General features: G+C 62.4%; 15 protein-coding genes and 1 tRNA gene. 9 read left to right on the top strand and 7 right to left on the bottom strand.

What is annotated here, in order from left to right; all coding sequences use genetic code 11:
• The coding region (locus IVA74_RS18150) for a transposase (protein WP_247340803.1) at positions 1 to 481 on the top strand (481 nt) is incomplete at its 5' end.
• 1481 nt (positions 482 to 1962) lie between these two features.
• On the opposite strand, the gene IVA74_RS18155 is transcribed toward IVA74_RS18150, so the two are convergent.
• The gene (locus tag IVA74_RS18155; RefSeq protein ID WP_247346803.1) at positions 1963 to 2715 is read right to left on the bottom strand and encodes a hypothetical protein; all 753 of its coding nucleotides are present in this window, start codon (positions 2713 to 2715) and stop codon (positions 1963 to 1965) included.
• 505 nt (positions 2716 to 3220) lie between these two features.
• Here IVA74_RS18155 and IVA74_RS18160 point away from each other — a divergent pair.
• The 5 genes from IVA74_RS18160 (at position 3221) to IVA74_RS18180 (ending at position 6244) form a co-directional block, all read left to right on the top strand.
• On the top strand, positions 3221 to 4066 hold the full coding sequence (locus tag IVA74_RS18160) for a hypothetical protein (protein ID WP_247346804.1): 846 nt from the start codon (positions 3221 to 3223) through the stop codon (positions 4064 to 4066).
• Positions 4067 to 4701: 635 nt separating this feature from the next.
• Positions 4702 to 5004, top strand: a complete 303-nt coding sequence (locus IVA74_RS18165; RefSeq protein ID WP_247346805.1) for a hypothetical protein — start codon at positions 4702 to 4704, stop codon at positions 5002 to 5004.
• Complete coding sequence (locus IVA74_RS18170) at positions 5001 to 5339, top strand: hypothetical protein (RefSeq protein WP_247346806.1); 339 nt, start codon at positions 5001 to 5003, stop codon at positions 5337 to 5339. The genes IVA74_RS18165 and IVA74_RS18170 overlap by 4 nt, the downstream gene beginning before the upstream one ends.
• Positions 5340 to 5342: 3 nt before the next feature.
• Positions 5343 to 5771, top strand: coding sequence for a hypothetical protein (locus IVA74_RS18175; protein ID WP_247346807.1), 429 nt, complete (start codon positions 5343 to 5345; stop codon positions 5769 to 5771).
• A gap of 146 nt (positions 5772 to 5917) precedes the next feature.
• A complete protein-coding gene (locus IVA74_RS18180) occupies positions 5918 to 6244 on the top strand; it encodes a hypothetical protein (protein ID WP_247346808.1) in 327 nt (108 codons plus the stop codon).
• A 552-nt stretch (positions 6245 to 6796) separates the two neighbouring features.
• Here the strand turns inward: IVA74_RS18180 and IVA74_RS18185 are convergent.
• From IVA74_RS18185 to IVA74_RS18195, 3 genes are all read right to left on the bottom strand, one after another.
• Positions 6797 to 6872: transfer RNA gene (locus IVA74_RS18185), tRNA-Lys, on the bottom strand.
• 326 nt (positions 6873 to 7198) lie between these two features.
• Positions 7199 to 9862: a glycosyltransferase gene (locus IVA74_RS18190; RefSeq protein ID WP_247346810.1), complete on the bottom strand. Its 2664-nt coding sequence runs from the start codon at positions 9860 to 9862 to the stop codon at positions 7199 to 7201.
• Positions 9863 to 10077: 215 nt separating this feature from the next.
• Entirely contained in the window at positions 10078 to 10671 is a 594-nt protein-coding gene (locus IVA74_RS18195) for a beta-1-3, beta-1-6-glucan biosynthesis protein (protein ID WP_247346812.1), read from the bottom strand.
• A gap of 329 nt (positions 10672 to 11000) precedes the next feature.
• Between IVA74_RS18195 and IVA74_RS18200 the strand changes: the two genes are divergently transcribed.
• Positions 11001 to 12560 carry a beta-(1-6) glucans synthase gene (locus IVA74_RS18200; RefSeq protein WP_247346815.1) on the top strand — a complete coding sequence of 520 codons (1560 nt, stop codon included), beginning with the start codon at positions 11001 to 11003 and terminating at the stop codon, positions 12558 to 12560.
• Here the strand turns inward: IVA74_RS18200 and IVA74_RS18205 are convergent.
• Positions 12520 to 12900: a hypothetical protein gene (locus IVA74_RS18205; protein WP_247346817.1), complete on the bottom strand. Its 381-nt coding sequence runs from the start codon at positions 12898 to 12900 to the stop codon at positions 12520 to 12522. The genes IVA74_RS18200 and IVA74_RS18205 overlap by 41 nt on opposite strands.
• A 180-nt stretch (positions 12901 to 13080) precedes the next feature.
• Complete coding sequence (locus tag IVA74_RS18210; protein WP_247346819.1) at positions 13081 to 14454, bottom strand: hypothetical protein; 1374 nt, start codon at positions 14452 to 14454, stop codon at positions 13081 to 13083.
• Between the two features lie 173 nt (positions 14455 to 14627).
• On the opposite strand from IVA74_RS18210, the gene glmU reads away from it, so the two are divergent.
• On the top strand, positions 14628 to 15983 hold the full coding sequence (gene glmU / locus IVA74_RS18215) for a bifunctional UDP-N-acetylglucosamine diphosphorylase/glucosamine-1-phosphate N-acetyltransferase GlmU (protein WP_247346821.1): 1356 nt from the start codon (positions 14628 to 14630) through the stop codon (positions 15981 to 15983).
• Positions 15984 to 16034: 51 nt separating this feature from the next.
• On the opposite strand, the gene IVA74_RS18220 is transcribed toward glmU, so the two are convergent.
• Positions 16035 to 16265, bottom strand: coding sequence for a hypothetical protein (locus IVA74_RS18220; protein ID WP_247346823.1), 231 nt, complete (start codon positions 16263 to 16265; stop codon positions 16035 to 16037).
• A 219-nt stretch (positions 16266 to 16484) separates the two neighbouring features.
• Here IVA74_RS18220 and glmS point away from each other — a divergent pair, with 219 nt between their 5' ends.
• Positions 16485 to 18311 carry a glutamine--fructose-6-phosphate transaminase (isomerizing) gene (gene glmS / locus IVA74_RS18225; RefSeq protein ID WP_247346837.1) on the top strand — a complete coding sequence of 609 codons (1827 nt, stop codon included), beginning with the start codon at positions 16485 to 16487 and terminating at the stop codon, positions 18309 to 18311.
• The last annotated feature ends 26 nt before the right edge of the window (positions 18312 to 18337 follow it).

Below are 18337 nucleotides of genomic sequence, written 5' to 3' on the forward strand. Positions count from 1 at the left end.
GGCCAAGCTTTGCTATATGGGCCACGCCACCATGGAGAACCGGCATGGGCTGGCGGTGGCCGGCAGGGTCACGCATGCCAATGGCACCGCCGAACGCCGGGCTGCGGAGGTCATGCTGAAGGCGAGACGCAAAGCCGCAGGTCGCCGCATCACGGCTGGTGAGGACAAGGCATACGATACGGCCGATCATGTCGCCAACCTTCGCGCCATCGGCGTGACGCCGCATGTGACACAGAACCAGGCCATCACCAAAACCGGCAAGAACCGTAACAGCGCGATCGACGAACGAACCACGCGGCATCCGGGATACGGCATGTCGCAATCGCGCCGGGCGATGGTCGAGTGCATTTTCGGATGGGGCAAGCAGCATGGCACCATGCGCAAGACCAAACATCGGGGCATCGCTCGCGTCGCCGCCGACTTCCTGCTTAATCTGATCGCCTATAACCTGATCCGAATTCCCAAACTGCTCGCCGCATAGCCACCCCGCGCCGGGGCACACTCAATAACAAGCTAGAAATTACATCCAACTCTACCGCGCCGCTCCAAAAACGACCGGCGGAAAAATGAAAATTCTCCATTTCAAGGTTTTTCAGCAGACTGCTAGGTGGTGGCGATCGTGAAAGGTGATGGGCATTGACGCAGCACCGGGCGAAAAACCGCTGAACCACGCCAACCTATTGATTGGGCGTGCGGTTACAGGTCTGCAACAGTCAAATTTGCCTGTCGCGCCTCACGTCATCAAAACTGCGCACCGATTTTTCTGCAATGTCAGCGGCTTGAGGCCATAGGGAGCGAGTACCGCAATCATCAGCGGTTTTTTCCCAAGAGCGTGCATGACCACCAACCTCATCTAAATGTCTGATTTCACACCCGTTTTCGATTGGCCCCCGGTCGCTCTTGTCGCTGGCCGTCAAGATAGAGCCAATGCCTGCACATCCGACGCCGCAGTCGGTTTCCTAAGGGAGTGGTGCAATCTTGCCGCGGTGAGGCACAACACCGGATGGCGGGGCGCCTGGACCTGAGAAGCGTAGCTCGTGAACCACGCCGGCGGGATGCGTAGCGCCGGGCAGCTGACACTCAGGATCTTCCGTACGCTGCACGTTCGCGACATGGGCGGGTTTAATCGGCGGCTGGTGTATCCAGAGGTCGGGGTGGTGTGACCGCTTTTAGAGATGCTGGGAGGGCTTCATGAAGATGAATGACGTCGGCTTCGTCCAAAGCTGGTAGCAGCCGGCTATCAATGTCAAAATTGCTAGCGGGCCAGATTTGACGAATGTCGACACCGTCGTAGCCCAGCGGGACCTTCATCACGCTACTGCTGACCGCGTGAAAGCACAATTTTCCGATCACCATGGTAGTGACTTGCGTATTGCATTTATGCGGTCGAGGCGCCTCGTTTGGAGATGAAACCATTTGCAGACCGAAGTGCCTACTCCAGTGATCCTCTGGGTTCGTTCCGATGTATTGGGCGATCCAGATGCGCCATGTATCAAACGGAGGAGGGTTGAACGATCCTCTCGTGGCACATTTCAAGGTCAGTAAATTCGAGGGGGATCGTGATCAGGCAGAAAAGGGACGCGAGGAGCCACTGATCAAACGGAGTTAAGAGACAAGGCTTTCCCGTCACTAGACGGGACAAAGTGTAGATGTTGGCTTGTTCGAGCCGACTCATCCACCCCGTATTGCACATCAAGCAAGTATTGCGCGGCTTTCTGGATCCTGAGTGTCCCTGCCGGATCTTCTCCCTCCGCGCCGGTCTAGCTCCTTCGTATTTGAAAGTTAGTATTTCTCCGACGGTTTCGACGTGGTGACTAGCTTTCGGCGGCAAGTACGTATCCAACCATTCTGGCCAAATATGTCCTTTGGTAGCAGGCGTGCCGTCGCAAAAGACACAGCGCTTCTGAGGCTTCGACATGGTCTACCAGGACGATTGCAGAGCCGGATCAGATCTTAGCCGATTCATAAGTCGCCCTCTTTGCGCAGGCGCGCCAGTTTCGGAAGAAGCCGGGCGATCTCCGAATTGATTTTGGTCGTATATGCTTGTCGTCTTTGGTGCACATCGTTTGCGCTACTGGAAAATGTGACGCCGTCAATGAGTTTTTGAGGGTCTTTGGTTCCTCCTGGACGCCGCAGCGCTATATCGAGTGTCGCAATGTGTCGCGTGAGGAGTCCGGTCAATTCGATGATCGATTGTTCAAAAGCCATCCTCTCCTCATGCGCTGATTGGAATTGCCAGCGCTTCGTGTCCGCAATTTCCCACTCCGCTGTCGTTGCCACAAGGTCTTTCCTTGCGTTCTCCAACATAGGCGCGATGGTTGTGGCGGCTAACGGACTAATTGGTTGCGCCTGCCGCAACTCGTCAATGATCGTCGTTGATCGCGCAATCTGGTTTAATTTAAGCGATAGCCGAATTTCGTTTTCCAAAACAGAAGCGAGATCATGCAAAACGCCGTAGCTCTGGATCGCACTTTGCCGATCGGAAATAGCGCGTTGCTCAGCAAGCTGTGACTGTACGGCAACCCAGGCGGCGAACGCAGCACCAAGCGTTATCATTCCGCTGATCAGGTTGCCGGCAAAGCCGAGCCAATCCGTCAGCTTGGGAGGTTCGGCTGCGAAGGTAAGTGGCAGACCGATGCTGATCAGGCCAATGAGAGTTGTTGAGAGTGCCAATAGCGCAATCGGTGTCAAACCAGGAAGGTTAGTTGAGTTCATCGGACAACCTTAATCCCGACGCTTAAGACGATTCTTCTCGTGCTGGGGTTCTACCACAGCGCACCATTTCCTGAGAAACAGTAAGGGGTCGAAACAACCGGGATCGACTCGGCCAGATCCTTTGACCCGCCGCGACTCAGCTTCGGCAGCGCCAGCATCAGTTGGTCGGCCTAGCTCGCCAGCCGTTTTCCTGATGAGGAATAGTGGCAGTGATGTCGACGTCTCTGCCCGCGGACTGGCGCCATGCCGCGACACCGAAGCATAGGGTCAGCGTCAACGCAGTCCCCAGCAGCAGCACGGACAAAAACTGGCTCACGCGCATCCCCACAACCAGAACATGGTGAGGCAGCGAGCACGCATAGGCGATTCGAAAAATGCAGGCCGACTGACCTAGAGACAGTTTTCCCCAGGTTGTAAAATAGTGGATTGGCACCTTCGACCTCGGACCGGCCGCGACTCAGGAGCGGCCTGCGCTGGCGCAATCTTGCGCTTTGTGGAGGCGAGCATGGGAGCGACGCTGTACAGGATCACTGACGAGACTGCGACCCGGATGATGGAGGGCTTGCGCGTCGGGAAGACGCCGAGAATGTTCGCGATAACTCCAGCGCGATTGGAAGCCTATCTTCAAACCCATCCAGACTATGCCGCGGAAGCGCGGCCTTTAATCGCAGCCAACGCGAAGGCCGCTGAACTTCGCAAATCGGCCGGAAAGCGTGACAAGACGCATTGCAGCCGGGGTCATCCATTCACACCTGAGAACACTCGCCTCCGAAAAGCTGCAAACGATCCGCGCCGCGAATGCAAAATTTGCGAGCGAGAACGCGCGGTGCATGGCAACTCGATGCTGCCACAAAGCGCAGATCGAGTGCGCGAATTGCTCAAGAAAAACGCTCGGATAGGCAGCTTCACTTCAGCCGGCCTTACCGGGTACATCATGTCACACCGAACGTTTTTACGGCTCCGACGAGAGGACCATGAAATCGATATGCTCGCTGTCAAGATCATCGAAGATTCTCGATCGCGCGCACTTCGCACGCGATGGCTGCGAGTCCGCAATGAAGCGAAGCGTGAGCAGAGCAACGATTACTATTCTATCCGCGCCATGCTGCCAGCGACCTTCCCCGATAAGGACGATGTTGTCAGCGCGATCTTCGAGGATCTGCTGACCGGAGCCTTGAGGCGTGAAGACGTTAGAGCCCGCGTCAAATCCTACGTGGCCTCGCACAACAAGATGTTCCCGACCAAGTACGCCAAGTTCGGCGATAGCCCGCTGGTGTCTTTGGATGAGTCCCTGTTCGACAACGGAAGCGGGACACGAGGCGACATTGTCACCCGGGGCCTTTGGGACTAACGCGGCCAGCAACCGCGCGGGAGACTGTCTTAACGCGACAACGGACTTTCCGGCGCCCTAATGCAGGACCCGCGCGGCCTCGGCGACCTGGACCCTTTGTTTCAGGTCTTCAAGCTCGTCCATCGCGTCCAGCAATCTGACCAGCTCGCGCGCGATATGCTTCAAACTGGGCCTTGGGCGTCTGAGAATACGAGCTCGTTGTGCCATCGGTGCACGCCTCCATGCTTGGGAGGTCTCTATGGCAAGAAGCGCGCCAAGGCGCCCCGAAAGGGGATAGACAAAATTCACCAAATCATGATGGGGTGTCCGTGGGCCTTAGAACCTGGACCTTGAGAAGGCGATGCCGCTTGGCAGCGGGATCGACCTGCGCGACGAGCCTTGGCGGGCTTTTAGCGCGATGGCTGCACCTTGGCGGGTGCGCTGACCTGGCTGTGACGTATCACGGCCGGGGTGGCGTAGCAATGCCGAGGGCCGCCAAGCCTGCGGCTGATGTCCAAGGGGAAACCCCAAAGGCTACGCCGCGAGTCCTCAAGGACCCCGGCTTTGCCGTCCGTCACGGCAAGCGGCCCTTAGAAGCCAAACCTTGAGCACCACCACCATGAAACTCACCGTAGAACGGCCCGCGGAGTCCGCTGGTGAGCTTTACCGTCGAACCTACAATTTCCTCCGAGCAGTTCTTCCAGGCGCTGGGGCGACTCCGCAGGGAGGCGCAGGACGAGATTGAACGGCTGCTGGCCTTCCTCGACCGTACCGAACCTGATCCGGACCAGGAGCCATCCCTCGGCAGCCTCGGAGAGCATCACACCGACCAAACGCGATGGGCAGCCGGTGATCGGAGCGATCTCGAGCAGGATCCCGCCGAATCCGGCATCGGCGATCTTGACGGCTTGCTCGAGCAGGTTGGTTCGCAGGACTGGCAGCAAGGGGCGATGGCATGAGCAACATCCTCACGTTCCCGCGCATGCTTCCTGCATCGAACATCGGCGAACTGCACAACATCTCGTTCGGTAACGGCCGGGCCAGGCCGCGCGCGAACATGCACACCTTCGTGTTTCGCAGCTATGACCTGATCGTGGCCTCGTCAGAGGCGGACCTGATCCGCGATGTGCGCCGCGACACCCGGAAGGCGGCGACCAAGCTGAACGGGATCCGCCAGCAGATCCTGCGGGATCGCGAGCATGCCGCAGCCCGCGACGACCAGCTCACCAGGGCGGAAGCCAAGCTGAGCGCCGCGCTCGCCGCGGTGCAGTCCGTCCGATCGGCGGAGGGCTGAGCTATGGCGAAAGCAAAGAAGGAGTCCACCGGCCGGACGGTCACCCGACGCCGCAACACCGCCAGACGGCTCAGCAAGCGCAGGGAAAGCCCCATCGGGCGACTGAGCACGGACGGCGCCAGCAGCCCGCGCAACATCAACAGGCGCCTGCAATGGCTGGCGGTCGAGTGGAGGCTCGATGCGCCGCCCAGGGTTGGCCGGACTCTGTCAGAAGCCGTTGCCGACTACTGCCAGCGTCACCGCATCAGCTTCGACTGGATGCTTGGCGGCTGTCTGATCGGCCTCAAGAAGATGGTCGACGAGCGCCGCGGTCGAGAGACGCAGATGCCGACCGCCGAGCAGATCGGAGCGAGATATGCTCAACTCTCACCCGAGGATCAGGCCATTGTGACGGCCAAGATCAAGCGCATCCTAGCGGCGCGTGACCAATGAAGCGCCGGCGCCGAATGCACCGAAAGCGCGACCGGCAGCGGCTGATGACGCACCGCCGGCGGCTGAAATTCCGGTAATTCACAGGTAGCGGCGCTTGCTTCGGCGCCGGTACCACTTCAATCTGACGCGAATCTCAAGAGGCGAAAATGAAATACGACGGAGCGGTCGACCGGGCCGCGAAAGAGATCGCCGCCGCTGTCGACAAAATGGTGGCGACACTCCCGGAAGAGGTCGCGCCGCATATGGCTATCGCGCGGCTCGTTGGGAAATTAGCGAAGGCACAAACCCAACGTATGCAGTGGGTGATGGAAGATCCATTGGTGCGAGACGCCTATGAGGCCTCGTTTGCGCAAATTCCTGCGACCCCCGGACTGACGTATGATGGTAAAATTCGAGAGGCGCATCAGCGAGCGAGCGCGCCGAAGGTTAGAAACTCGCACCCGACAACAACAGAACTGCACCGATTGCCATAAGTAGAATGCCCGGCCAGTTTGCGCCAAGCCCCAGGAATCGCACGCCGCGCCTTGAGGGCTCGAGAGTGTCGGGAACCGGTCCGGAAGAACGTGGGCGGCTGAGCGATCCCCACCAAATAGCAGTGCGCGCCATACACAAGATGCCGCCGAAAACGAGCAGCGCGCCGAACACCAGCAGGATATTGCTCATAACCCGAAACTCCCGGGTTCGTGGTCGCCCCGATCACAACCTCCCTCAACGCGCGCGGCACTTTAAAGGTCCTAGGCGTCACCGGCGCGTCGCCGATTGCTTTTTCCCCGTGGCCGGAGTCTGATCGCCGCCATGGGGCGGCATCAGCACGACATCGACGAGCTCGCGCGCATGGAGCGCATCTGCCTGGAGTTGGCGGCCGGCGCCGCTATGCCGGAGGAGAGGGCGGGGCTCGAGTTCATGGCGGGCAACTACCGCGCCGCGATTCTGGACATCAAAGCTGGCAACGCGTTTGCAGACACAGTGCAGACACAAGGCTTTTTCAGTCGATCCGAGATTTGCCGCAACCTATTGATTTTGCTTGGTGAGCGCGCTGGGGCTCGAACCCAGGACCCCGTGATTAAAAGTCACGTGCTCTACCGGCTGAGCTACGCGCTCCCATGGCCGCTGATGGCTTCAAAGAGATCGCCATCGTGTTCGGACATTCGAGAAGCATGTCTTGCTGCTACGCTCTACTTGCGTCGCGGGGAAAACCGGCTGTTCTCCGGATCATGCTTTCGGCCCGCGCTGTGTAGGGGGATGGGGCGCGGAGGTCAATAGCAGGGGTGGCTGCCAAAACCCGCGGCAGAAGTCGGGATTTGCTCGCCGTTTCCGTGGTTTAAGTCGGGAATTTTCACCTTGATTGGCGGACAGTCATCCACGCCGAAGAGCGAGGATGGCTTACCGGCCGAGGGCCTCGCCCGCGCCGCGAGGTCGTCTCGCCGTCAGTTCGCTTCGCGCCGGACCTCGTTCGGCAACGGCTGCGGCGTGCCGGCGGGGGTCGGCAGCGCGACGGGGCGGAGCCCGATCAGCTCGGCGGTGCGGATCGCGCTGTCGCGCCAGAACTGGAACGAGTTGATGCGGCTGAGCTCGAGGATGGCGATGGCGACCGCTGCCAGGAACGGCAGGCTCTGCAGCACCAGCACGCCCGCGAAGATGTAGATCTCGGTGATCTGGCGATAGCTGTTGGAGGCGACCAGCACGCCGGCGCCGATCAGGAGCAGGGCGCCGATCACGGCCTCCCAGAACGCCTGGAACTCTATCGACATCCGGGACAGGCCACCCTTGGAGGTGCGCGCGAACGCGATGTGCTCGGTGATCAGTCCTTGCGCGACCGCGCGCGACACCGTCCATTGCACGCTCATTGCCGCGATCATGGCGCCCAGCATCTGGCCGGGCTTGATCGCGACGCGCGCACGGTACATCGACAAAAAGTGCGCGAGCGAGACGATGAAGGCGCCGATGATCGGCAGCGTCAAAATCTTGTCGGGGATGGCGATGTCGGCGAAGGCCACGATCGGCACCCAGATGAGGTTGAGCAGCGCCACGACCACGCCGAGGCTTTCGGCCCCAAGCCAGTTCAGCCAGCCGAGACCATATTCGCGCTTCTGGTCAGCCGTCAGCCGACTCTTTCCGGGCAGGAAGTTCCGCCAGTGCTTCTTGACGATCTGGAGGCCGCCATACGCCCAGCGATGGCGTTGCTTCTTGAAGGCCTCGTAGGTGTCGGGGAGCAGGCCCTGACCGTAGCGGTGGTTCGTGTAGTGCGTGGTCCAGCCGAGCTGCTGGATCGCAAGGCCGAGATCCGAGTCCTCGCAGATCGTATCGCTCGACCAGCCGCCGGCCATGTCCATCGCGGCGCGGCGGATCAGGCACATCGTGCCGTGCACGATGATGGCGTTGGTCTCGTTGCGCTGGACCATGCCGATGTCGAAGAAGCCGGCATACTCGCCGTTCATGAGGTAGTGCATGATCGACAGATCGCCGTCGCGATGTTCCTGCGGCGCCTGCACCAGACCGACGCGCGGGTCGGCGAAGGCGGGCACGAGGTCCTTTAACCAGTCGGGATCGACGACGTAGTCGGCATCGAGGATGCCGATGATCTCGGCATCGACGGCGGTGCGGTCCATCGCGATGCGCAGCGCGCCGGCCTTGAAACCCTGCACCTTCTCCGCGTTGATGAACTTGAAGCGTTCACCGAGCGTGCGGCAATGGTCCTGGATCGGCTGCCAGAAGGCCGGGTCCGGCGTGTTGTTGATGATGACGACGCATTCGTAGTTCGGATAGTTCAGCCGCGACAGTGCATCGAGCGTCTGCTTGAGCATCTCGACGGGCTCGAAATAAGCGGGGATGTGGATCGAGACTTTTGGAAAGTAATTCTCGGGAACGTTCTCGACCGGCTTGCCCTTCGTGAGCAGCCGCTGCGGTGGCCGGCCGAACGCGACGGCGGCGATCTCGTCGATGCGCGCCATCGCAATGAGGACGAGGGGAACAAGCAGGATCATGCCCAGCGTCAGTGCGAAGGCCGAGCCGAAAATGAAATAGTGCCCGTTCCAGAACGCGAACACGGTGGCGGCCCAGGCGCCGACGCCATTGGCGGCAGCCGACAGCAGGAACGCCTGCTTCGCCGTCGGCTGTTCCAGCCGCAGGATCGGCAGCGACAACAGGACACCGACCAGGAGCGCTATACCCATCGACTTCCAATAGTCGGGATTCTCCACCGGGCCGGTCCAGGCGAATTTCGGCTCGCGGCTGGCGTTGAGGATGCCCCAGTACGGACCGACGCCGCCTTCGAAATATTTCCAGGGCTGATCGATGGCTTCGACGATGTTGTATTCCATGCCGATGGCATCGGCGCGGCTGACGAAGTTGCGCAAGGTCAGTGCCTGCTGGAACGGACCGGGGTCGGCATTGCGCAGATTGTAGCCCGCGCTCGGCCAGCCGAACTCGGCGATCACGATGCGCTTGCCGGGGAACAGGTTACGCAACAAATTGTAGCGGTCGACGGCCTGGTCGACCGCCTGGTCCGAGCGGAAATTTTCCCAGTAAGGCAGCACGTGGGCGGCGATGAAATCGACATTGGAGCCCAGGTCGGGGTTGTCGCGCCAGATGTTCCAGATCTCACCGGTCGTCACGGGCACGCGGACCGCGCCCTTGACCTTCTTGATCATCTCGATGAGGTCTTCGACCTTCTGCTCGCCGCGGTAGATCACCTCGTTGCCGACCACGACGCCATTCACGTTGCTGTTCTTGCGGGCGAGCTCAATGGCCGCCTTGATTTCGCGCTCGTTGCGGTCCGGGTCCTTGCCGATCCAGGCGCCGACCGTGACCTTGAGCCCGAACTCGGCGGCAATCGGCGGCACCAACTCGTTGCCTTCCGTCGCGGAGTAAGAGCGGATGGCACGCGTGAGGGTCGAGAGCTTTTTCAGATCGGCACGAATCTTGTCGGGGTCGACGTTGTTGTCGACAGCATGTCCCGGTTCGAACGGCGTATAAGACAGGCTGGGTAACAGGCCCCTAAAGTCCGGCGCAGGTTCCTTGTCGCGCAAGACTCCCCAGAGGCCGGCGTGAAGCGCGGACACAAGCAACAGAACGGCGGCGACAACCCGCATCGCGGCTAAACCAAAAGGGGCTGAGGGGGCAGGGAAGCGGATCCGACCCCGAGATCCGACCAAGTCCGCGGCAAATGGAGCATACCTCTGCCGCGCGGTTTCACAACTGTCATGGCCTCATGACCGTATGAGGGCGTGGCAAATTTCGGAATATGCAGCAGTGCCAATTGCTTCTATCGCCGATCGTTCCTGAACGGAGGCTGAAACAATCGCGGCTATTTCGAGGGCGCCGGTGACGGGCTTGCCGCCGGCGAGGGGCTCGCGGCCGGCTGCGGTTGCGCATTGCCTGATGTCGGCGCGGCGGGCTGCGAGGCCGCGGCGGCCGCCGCCTGCTGCGGCTGGGAGGCCGGGTTGATCCAGCAAGCGTGGACACGGCTGTCCAGGGTCTCGGCGACCTTGGGATCGATCTGGCCGCCAAAGCGGGTCAGGCAGCGGAAGGCGGCCTGGATGTGGCCGCCAGGGCAGCCGAAGCGGTCGTAGAGGTCGAGATGGCGGAATGCGGTATCGAGGTCGTCCCGCCACATCAGCCGTATCACGCGCCGGCCGAGCCAGACGCATTCGGGGTTGCCGGCCGGGCCGCTGATGACCTGGGCTGCTTCGGCGAACTCGTCGGTGCGACGCTGGTTCTGGGCGGCATCCTTGGCGGCGTCGGCGGGCTGGGCGGCTGACTTGCTCTGGTCCGGGGCGGGCGTGCCGCTCTGGGCGGAGGCGCCACCGAGACCGACCATGACGAGAAGGGAAGTAACGGCCAAGGTGGCGGCGAACTGCCGCAGGACCGCATTTCGTAACTCGAACACCCGTTGCCGCATGAATTCCCCAATATATTCACTGACCGTCCGCGCCAGGACCTCGCGGACGCGCCGGTGATGGCGTCCAAATGGGTCTCCAATGCGGCGGAAAAGTCCTTTCGATTCCATGGCCTGAATTTCAAATTTTGTCCAGCAAAGTCACGATCCTAGACCTCTGTCGAACGGCCGCAGGTAAATTCCTCAGGGGAGGGATCGATCCATACCGGAGCCACCCCCTTGGCAGATGGCGTGCGAGCAGGTAATCGACGGCCCTTCGCGGGAGGACGGAACTGATTTCTCTTCGTACGCCACTGGCGCTTCTGCTCGTTTCACTGGGTGCGATTGCTGCCGTGTGGTGGTGGCTTGCCACGCCGATCACGCTCGCGCGCGCCCCGATCGATCCCGCCGACAAGGTTCAGTGCGTTTCCTACGCGCCGTTCCGCGGCGAGCAGTCGCCGCTGAACGCATGGACCCATATCGAGGCCGATCAGATCGAGCAGGACCTGCGCCAGCTCAAGGAGATCACCGACTGTGTCCGCACCTACTCGATGGAGAACGGCCTCGACCAGGTGCCGGCGATCGCCGCCAGGATCGGCGGGCTGAAGTTGCTGCAGGGGATCTGGCTCTCCAGCAACCGCACCAAGAATTTTGAGCAGGCCGCGCTCGCCGTCCGCCTTTCCAAGGATTTCCCCGGCATCATCACCAGCATCATCGTCGGCAACGAGGTGCTGCTGCGTGGCGAGATGACGACCGCGGACCTCGTCTCCATCATCCGCTCGGTGAAGGCGCAAGTCAGCGTGCCCGTCACCTATGCCGACGTCTGGGAGTTCTGGCTGAAGAACCGCGAGGTCTATGACGCCGTCGACTTCGTCACGATCCACATCCTGCCCTATTGGGAGGATTTCCCGGTCAAGGCGAAATTCGCCGCCGCCCATGTCGAGGCGATCCGCGAGCGCATGGCAGTCGCGTTTCCCGGCAAGGAGATATTGATCGGCGAAACCGGCTGGCCGAGCGAGGGGCGCATGCGCGAAGGCGCGCTGCCGTCGCGCACCAACCAGGCGCGCGTCGTCTCCGAGATTTTGACCCTCGCGAAAGCGCAGAAATTCCGCGTCAATCTGATCGAGTCCTACGACCAGCCGTGGAAGCGCAAGCTGGAGGGCACTGTCGGCGGCTATTGGGGGCTCTATGACTCGGTGCACCGCAGCCTCAAATACCCGCCTGGCGAGCCGATCAGCAATTTCCCGTACTGGAAATGGTACATGGGCGCGGGCATGGGCCTCTGCGTGCTGGTGTTCGCGGTCGCCGGCCTGACGTTGCGGCGCAGGCCCTGGACGCCGCGCTTCTCGGCCTGGCTCGGTGTGGCGATCTCGGCGACCTCAGCGGGCATCCTGCTCGGGATCGGCGCCGACAAGATGTACTATGAGAGCTACGGCATCGGCGGCTGGCTGCTGTGGGGCGCGCTGCTCGCGGCCGGCATCCTGTCGCCGATCTTCTGCGCGCAGGCGATGGTGATCGGCCGCAGTCTTCCGACCTTTCTCGATCTGCTGGGCCCGCGCGAGGGCCGGAAATGGTCGAAGCTCACCGCCGTGCTGGGCCTCACGCTGGCGGTGACTGCGGTGATCGCGGCGCAGACCGCGCTCGGCTTCGTGTTCGATCCGCGCTACAAGGATTTCCCCTACGCCTCGCTGACGATGGCGGTGGTGCCGTTCGCGCTGTTGATGCTGAACCGGCCGCAGATCGGCCAGCGTCCGATCGCGGAATCGGTATTCGCGGGCGTGCTGACGCTGTCGGCCGCGTACGTGCTCGTCAACGAGAGCCGCGACAACTGGCAGTCGCTGTGGACCTGTGCGATCTATTTGTTGTTCGCGCTCACGATGTGGCGGGCGCGGGCCGAGCAAATCCAAGAATGAACAGGCCGATCGCCAGGCCCGACAGCACGACATTGTAGAGCACGATGCCGAGGCCGGCGGCGATGATGCCGACGGTCAGCAGCACGATCGACGGCCGCATCAGATTCAGCGTCGCTACCACCAGCGCGACGATGCCGAACACCGAATTCTTGAACAGCACAGTCGAGACCGAGCGCGCCTTGCAGATCAGCGTCTGAAGTCCGGCGTCGCAGGCGAGCCCGACGGTCGAGAACTCGATGCCGAGATAGCGCAAGTAGAGGGCATAGCCGACGGAGGCGAAGCCGACGACGATCAGGAACTGCACCTGGTAGGGCGTGAGGCGGAAGGGCTTTTTTGTCATGGCCGCAATATGGTCGGGATGAAGGGAGGGGGCAACAGGGCAGGTGGAAGTTTCTGCCTATCGTGGCGCAACTGCGCGCCATTGTGGCGGTGTGCAAGTCATCCACGCTCAGGTAGCGGAGCATGACGCAACGATTTTCCACTGACGGCGATTATTGACGCCTGCCGCAGTCCACAAGGCTTATCGCCTGAAGAACGACGACAACATCGATCCCGCTGACGCCGGCGCCGTCTCCGGCTTCGCCTGTGCGGCTGGCTGCGGAGCCGCAGGAGCAGGCGCGGGCTCCTCTCGCTTCGAGGAGCGTTTTGAGGAATAGCTGTGGCGGCGCTTGTCCGGTTTGGCGGCGGGCGCGGGCGCCGAGGCGGTGTCGGCTTGCGGCACCGAGTCCTGGGTCTTGTCGGAGTTCTTCTCTTGAACTCGATCCTGAGTCTTCTCTTGTCCCTTTTCCTGCCCGCCGCGCATTGACAGCCGCTGGCCGTCGAACACGGTGGTCTCGCAGTGGCGGTCGTTTTCGGCGAGGCCTGCGCAGAGCTTGGCTGCTGCGGCGGCGTTGATCAGCGGGCCGGCTCCCAAGCGAAGCTGCATGCCGAGGCCGGTGTTGCCTTCCTTGATCATGATGATCGGCCGCAGCGCCGCGATCTCCGGATTGGATTTGCTCAGCCCGCGCCAGAGTGCACGCAGGCCGTCGACCGAGTTCGCGCCACCGAGATCAATCGCAAAGCGCGTCTGCTGGACCGCAATCGCAGGAGCCTCGCTCTCGGCGGCCTCCGGCGGCTTCGCTGCCACAGCAGCGACTTCGATCGGAGCGGGCGCCGGGTCGGGCTTCTTCTCGGCAGCCTTCTCAGTTCCCTCGGGCTGCACCAGTTTTGATGCGGCCGGATCGGGCGGCGCCATGATCGACTTGGACGGCACCAGCGGAAGCATCGGCGGTGTCGAGGTCGTCAGCGGCGCGTGCGACAGGAGCGAGGCGGCGGCCGCGCTCTGCGTCGGCGGGCCCGACGGCTCCTTTGCGCTGTCTTTCGGCGCGTCCTTGGCAACTTCGGTGCGCGGCTTGTCGCTGACTGGTGCTGGTGTCGATGCGACCGGCGCGACGCTGGGCGCCGGCGGCCCGACCAAAGCTGGCGCGTCCTGCGGCTTCGCAGCGGACGCCTGCGGCGGCGTGGTCGTCTGCCTGGCGATGGCGCCGGTGACAGAATCGAGCCCTTGCTCCAGCACGGTGACGCGCGAATAGAGCCGGTCGCGATCGGTGTTCAGTGTCTCGATGGCAGAGGCGAGGCGGCGGGCCTCGTTCTGGCTCTCCTTGGTCAGCATCTGGAGCCGGTCGGCCTGGTGCGCGAGATCGGCCGACGCAACCTGGTCGCGCCGCCAGCCGAGCTGGGCCTGGTTGGCGAACACGGCAATCACCACGGCGCTGACGGCCGCCACGCCCCACGAGCCCAGCCGCCACATCATGCTGCGATCGAACGAACTCTCCTCGGCCACAAGTCCGGAGAACAGCCCGCCGGTCTCCTTGGTGCCGAAGGCATCCGCCAGTGGGTCGGAATCCTTTGCCATGTACGTTTAAGCGCCCAGCCCTGTCCGGCTTCCCCGAATCAATCAGGGAACATTAACAGGAAAACCTTGTCGCACTTGAATTCCGGGCGATTGCGGGGGTAGCAAGGCGATAGCTCATGACGGCATCGACCTGCCGCCGCCAACTGATTCGGCCGTATCTGACAGGATTTTCGATGACCGCCCGTTCCAGCCTCACGATCGTGCTCGCCGCCGGCGAAGGCACGCGCATGCGATCGAGCCTGCCGAAAGTGCTGCATCCGGTCGCGCACCAGAGCCTGCTCGCCCACGTGCTCGCCGCCGCACCCGAGGGAACCGGCACCTCGCTCGCGGTCGTGATCGGACCCGACCATCAGGCGGTGGCGGACGAAGCAAAGCGCATCCGCCCCGACGCGCTCACCTTCGTGCAAGGCGAACGGCTCGGCACCGCGCATGCAGTGCTGGCGGCGCGTGATGCCATTGTGCGGGGTGTCGACGATCTGCTGATCGCGTTCGGCGACACGCCGCTGATCTCGGCCGAGACCTTCGCGCGGCTGCGCGCGCCGCTCGCCAAGGACGCGGCGATCGCCGCGCTCGGCTTTCGCGCCGCCGATCCCACCGGCTATGGCCGCCTCATCGTCGAGGGCGACCGCCTGGTCGCGATCCGCGAGCAGGCCGATGCCGGCGCAGAGGAGCGCAAGATCGATCTGTGCAACGCCGGCGTGATGGCGATCGACGGACGCCGCGCGCTGGCGATCCTCGACAAGATCGGCAATGCGAATTCCAAGGGCGAATATTATCTGACCGACGCGGTCGGCATTGTCAGCGAACAGGGATGGGATGCCGTGGTGATCGAAACCAGCGAGGACGAAGTGCGCGGCATCAACACCAAGGCGCAGCTCGCCGAGGCCGAAAGCGTGATGCAGGCACGGCTGCGCAAGGCTGCGATGGAAGCCGGGGTGACGCTGATCGGGCCCGAGACCGTCTTTCTCGCGGCCGACACGGTGTTCGGCAAGGACGTCACCATCGAGCCGTTCGTGGTGATCGGTCCCGGCGTGTCGATCGCCGACGGCACGGTGATCCACTCGTTCTCGCATATCGTGCAGACCACGCTCGGCAGGAACGTTTCGATCGGCCCCTATGCGCGGCTGCGCCCCGGCACCTCGCTCGGCGACGGCGCGCGCATCGGCAATTTCGTGGAGACCAAAGCCGCGACCCTGGAGGCCGGCGTCAAGGTCAACCATCTCTCCTATATTGGCGATGCCACCATCGGTGCCAATTCCAACATCGGCGCCGGCACCATCACCTGCAACTACGACGGCTTCAAGAAGCACAAGACGGTGATCGGGCAGGGTGCCTTCGTCGGCACCAACTCCTCGCTGGTCGCGCCGGTGACGATCGGCAATCGCGCCTATATCGGCTCGGGCTCGGTGATCACGCGCGACGTGCCGGACGATGCCATGGCACTGGAGCGCAGCCCGCAGACTATTAGGGAAGGCGGCGCTGCGCGCTACCGCGAGATCAAGACGCGCAGCAAGAAGCCGGAAAAATGAGCGGCCGAGGGCCGAGTGTTTGCCGTGGTGCTGGGATGGTAAGGCGCACCGCTAGTCGTCGTCGGCGACATCCGAGAACATCGCTCGCTTCAAGCGCCAGCCGCGCGGCCTGGCGCGCTTTGCCGGTTCGCCGGTGGCCTGCGTGGTGAGGACAGGCTTACTTTCCTTGCCTCGCTCCATGGCGCGCTGGGGCGGTGGCCAATGCGCAAGGTGCGTGCCTGTGGTCTCGCTGGCGTGCACGAATGTCGATGACAGACCTTTGCGGTCGGACGAGCCTTTCATGGCCTTATCTCCCGGAGGGGAAATCGTTGGCCAAATTTGTTGACAAGAAGTTAATGGACGCGGTTTAACGCCGGCCAATTCGACGCAGTCGAAGCAGGCGTGACGAGGCGCTGTCTCAATCAGCAATAAATATTGAGTATCTGGTTGCTTAGGAACTTCGCTAAAAACCGAGCGTATCGTTTAGGCGATTTTTCGACGATTTGGGGGATAGTGAGCCGCATGTGCGGGATTGTCGGCATTCTCGGGCGCGAACCGGTTGCAGAGCAACTGGTGGATTCGCTCAAACGTCTTGAATATCGCGGCTACGATTCCGCGGGCGTCGCCACGCTCGAAGGCAAACACCTCGAGCGCCGCCGCGCCGAGGGCAAGTTGAAGAATCTGGAGAAGCGGCTCGAAGCGGAGCCTCTGAAGGGCACGACCGGCATCGGTCATACCCGCTGGGCCACCCACGGCAAGCCGACCGTGAACAACGCCCATCCGCATGCGACCGAGCGCGTCGCTGTCGTCCACAACGGCATCATCGAGAATTTTCGCGAGCTGCGCCAGGAACTCGAGAAGAACGGCGCGGTGTTCCACACCGAGACCGATACCGAGATCGTGCTGCATCTGGTCGACGATCTGCTCACGCGTGGCAACAAGCCGGTCGAGGCGGTAAAGCTGGCACTGGCGCGGCTGCGCGGCGCCTTCGCGCTCGGCTTCATCTTCGCCGGCGACAACGACCTCATGATCGGCGCTCGCAACGGCCCGCCGCTTGCCATCGGCTATGGCGACGGCGAGATGTATCTGGGCTCCGACGCTATCGCGCTCGGCCCGTTCACCGATACGATCAGCTATCTCGAGGATGGCGACTGGGTCGTGCTGACCCGCAACAGCGCTGATATTTTCGACAAGGACGGCCATGCCGTCCAGCGCGACAAGATCAGGCACGCGGCCTCGACGTCGCTGGTCGACAAGGCCAATTACCGCCACTTCATGGCCAAGGAGATCCACGAGCAGCCTGAAGTGGTCGGCCACACGCTGGCGCGCTATGTCGACATGGCGACCGAGCGCGTGTCGTTGCCGGTCAAGCTGCCGTTCGACTTCAAGGACATCCAGCGCATCAACATCACGGCGTGCGGCACCGCGAGCTACGCCGGCTTCGTCGCAAAATACTGGTTCGAGCGCTTCTCGCGCGTGCCGGTCGAGGTCGATGTCGCCTCCGAATTCCGCTATCGCGAGGCGCCCTTGCGCAAGGGCGATCTCGCCATCTTCATCTCGCAATCGGGCGAGACCGCCGACACGTTGGCCGCGCTGCGCTACGCCAAGGCCGAGGGCGTGCACACGGTTGCCGTCGTCAACGTGCCGACCTCGACCATCGCGCGCGAGAGCGAGACCGTGCTGCCAACGCTCGCCGGGCCCGAGATCGGTGTGGCCTCGACCAAGGCCTTCACCTGCCAGCTCATGGTGCTGGCAAATCTTGCGATCGCGGCTGGAAAGGCCCGCGGCGAGCTGTCCGACGAGGACGAGACCAAGCTGGTCCATGGCCTCGTCGAGATCCCGCGTTTGATGACGGATGCCCTCACCACCGAGCCCCAGATCGAGAAGCTCGCACGCGAGATCGCCAAATCGCGTGACGTGCTCTATCTCGGCCGCGGCACCAGCTTCCCGCTCGCGCTCGAAGGCGCGCTGAAGCTGAAGGAGATTTCCTATATTCACGCCGAGGGCTATGCCGCCGGCGAGCTCAAGCACGGCCCGATCGCGCTGATCGACGAGACCATGCCGGTCGTCGTCATCGCGCCTTACGACCGCGTGTTCGAGAAGACGGTTTCAAACATGCAGGAGGTCGCCGCCCGCGGCGGCAACATCATCCTGATGACCGACGCCAAAGGCGCGGAAGAGGCGACCGTCGAGTCCCTCGTCACCATTGTGATGCCTGATATGGCGGCAGCCTTTACGCCGATGGTTTATGCCGTTCCCGTGCAACTGCTCGCCTATCACACGGCTGTCGTCATGGGCACGGACGTCGACCAGCCGCGCAACCTCGCGAAATCGGTGACCGTGGAATAGGCAACCGTGGAATAGGCACAAGGGAT

The organism is Bradyrhizobium sp. 132 (assembly GCF_023074185.1).
Taxonomy (GTDB): domain Bacteria; phylum Pseudomonadota; class Alphaproteobacteria; order Rhizobiales; family Xanthobacteraceae; genus Bradyrhizobium.

Coding starts and splice junctions, on each gene's coding strand:
- IVA74_RS18205 (WP_247346817.1), bottom strand. CDS start 12,900: ATGACAAAAAAGCCCTTCCGCCTCACGCCCTACCAGGTGCAGTTCCTG.
- IVA74_RS18190 (WP_247346810.1), bottom strand. CDS start 9,862: ATGCGGGTTGTCGCCGCCGTTCTGTTGCTTGTGTCCGCGCTTCACGCC.
- IVA74_RS18170 (WP_247346806.1), top strand. CDS start 5,001: ATGAGCAACATCCTCACGTTCCCGCGCATGCTTCCTGCATCGAACATC.
- glmS (WP_247346837.1), top strand. CDS start 16,485: ATGTGCGGGATTGTCGGCATTCTCGGGCGCGAACCGGTTGCAGAGCAA.
- IVA74_RS18210 (WP_247346819.1), bottom strand. CDS start 14,454: ATGGCAAAGGATTCCGACCCACTGGCGGATGCCTTCGGCACCAAGGAG.
- IVA74_RS18220 (WP_247346823.1), bottom strand. CDS start 16,265: ATGAAAGGCTCGTCCGACCGCAAAGGTCTGTCATCGACATTCGTGCAC.
- IVA74_RS18195 (WP_247346812.1), bottom strand. CDS start 10,671: ATGCGGCAACGGGTGTTCGAGTTACGAAATGCGGTCCTGCGGCAGTTC.
- IVA74_RS18180 (WP_247346808.1), top strand. CDS start 5,918: ATGAAATACGACGGAGCGGTCGACCGGGCCGCGAAAGAGATCGCCGCC.
- IVA74_RS18160 (WP_247346804.1), top strand. CDS start 3,221: ATGGGAGCGACGCTGTACAGGATCACTGACGAGACTGCGACCCGGATG.
- glmU (WP_247346821.1), top strand. CDS start 14,628: ATGACCGCCCGTTCCAGCCTCACGATCGTGCTCGCCGCCGGCGAAGGC.
- IVA74_RS18175 (WP_247346807.1), top strand. CDS start 5,343: ATGGCGAAAGCAAAGAAGGAGTCCACCGGCCGGACGGTCACCCGACGC.
- IVA74_RS18155 (WP_247346803.1), bottom strand. CDS start 2,715: ATGAACTCAACTAACCTTCCTGGTTTGACACCGATTGCGCTATTGGCA.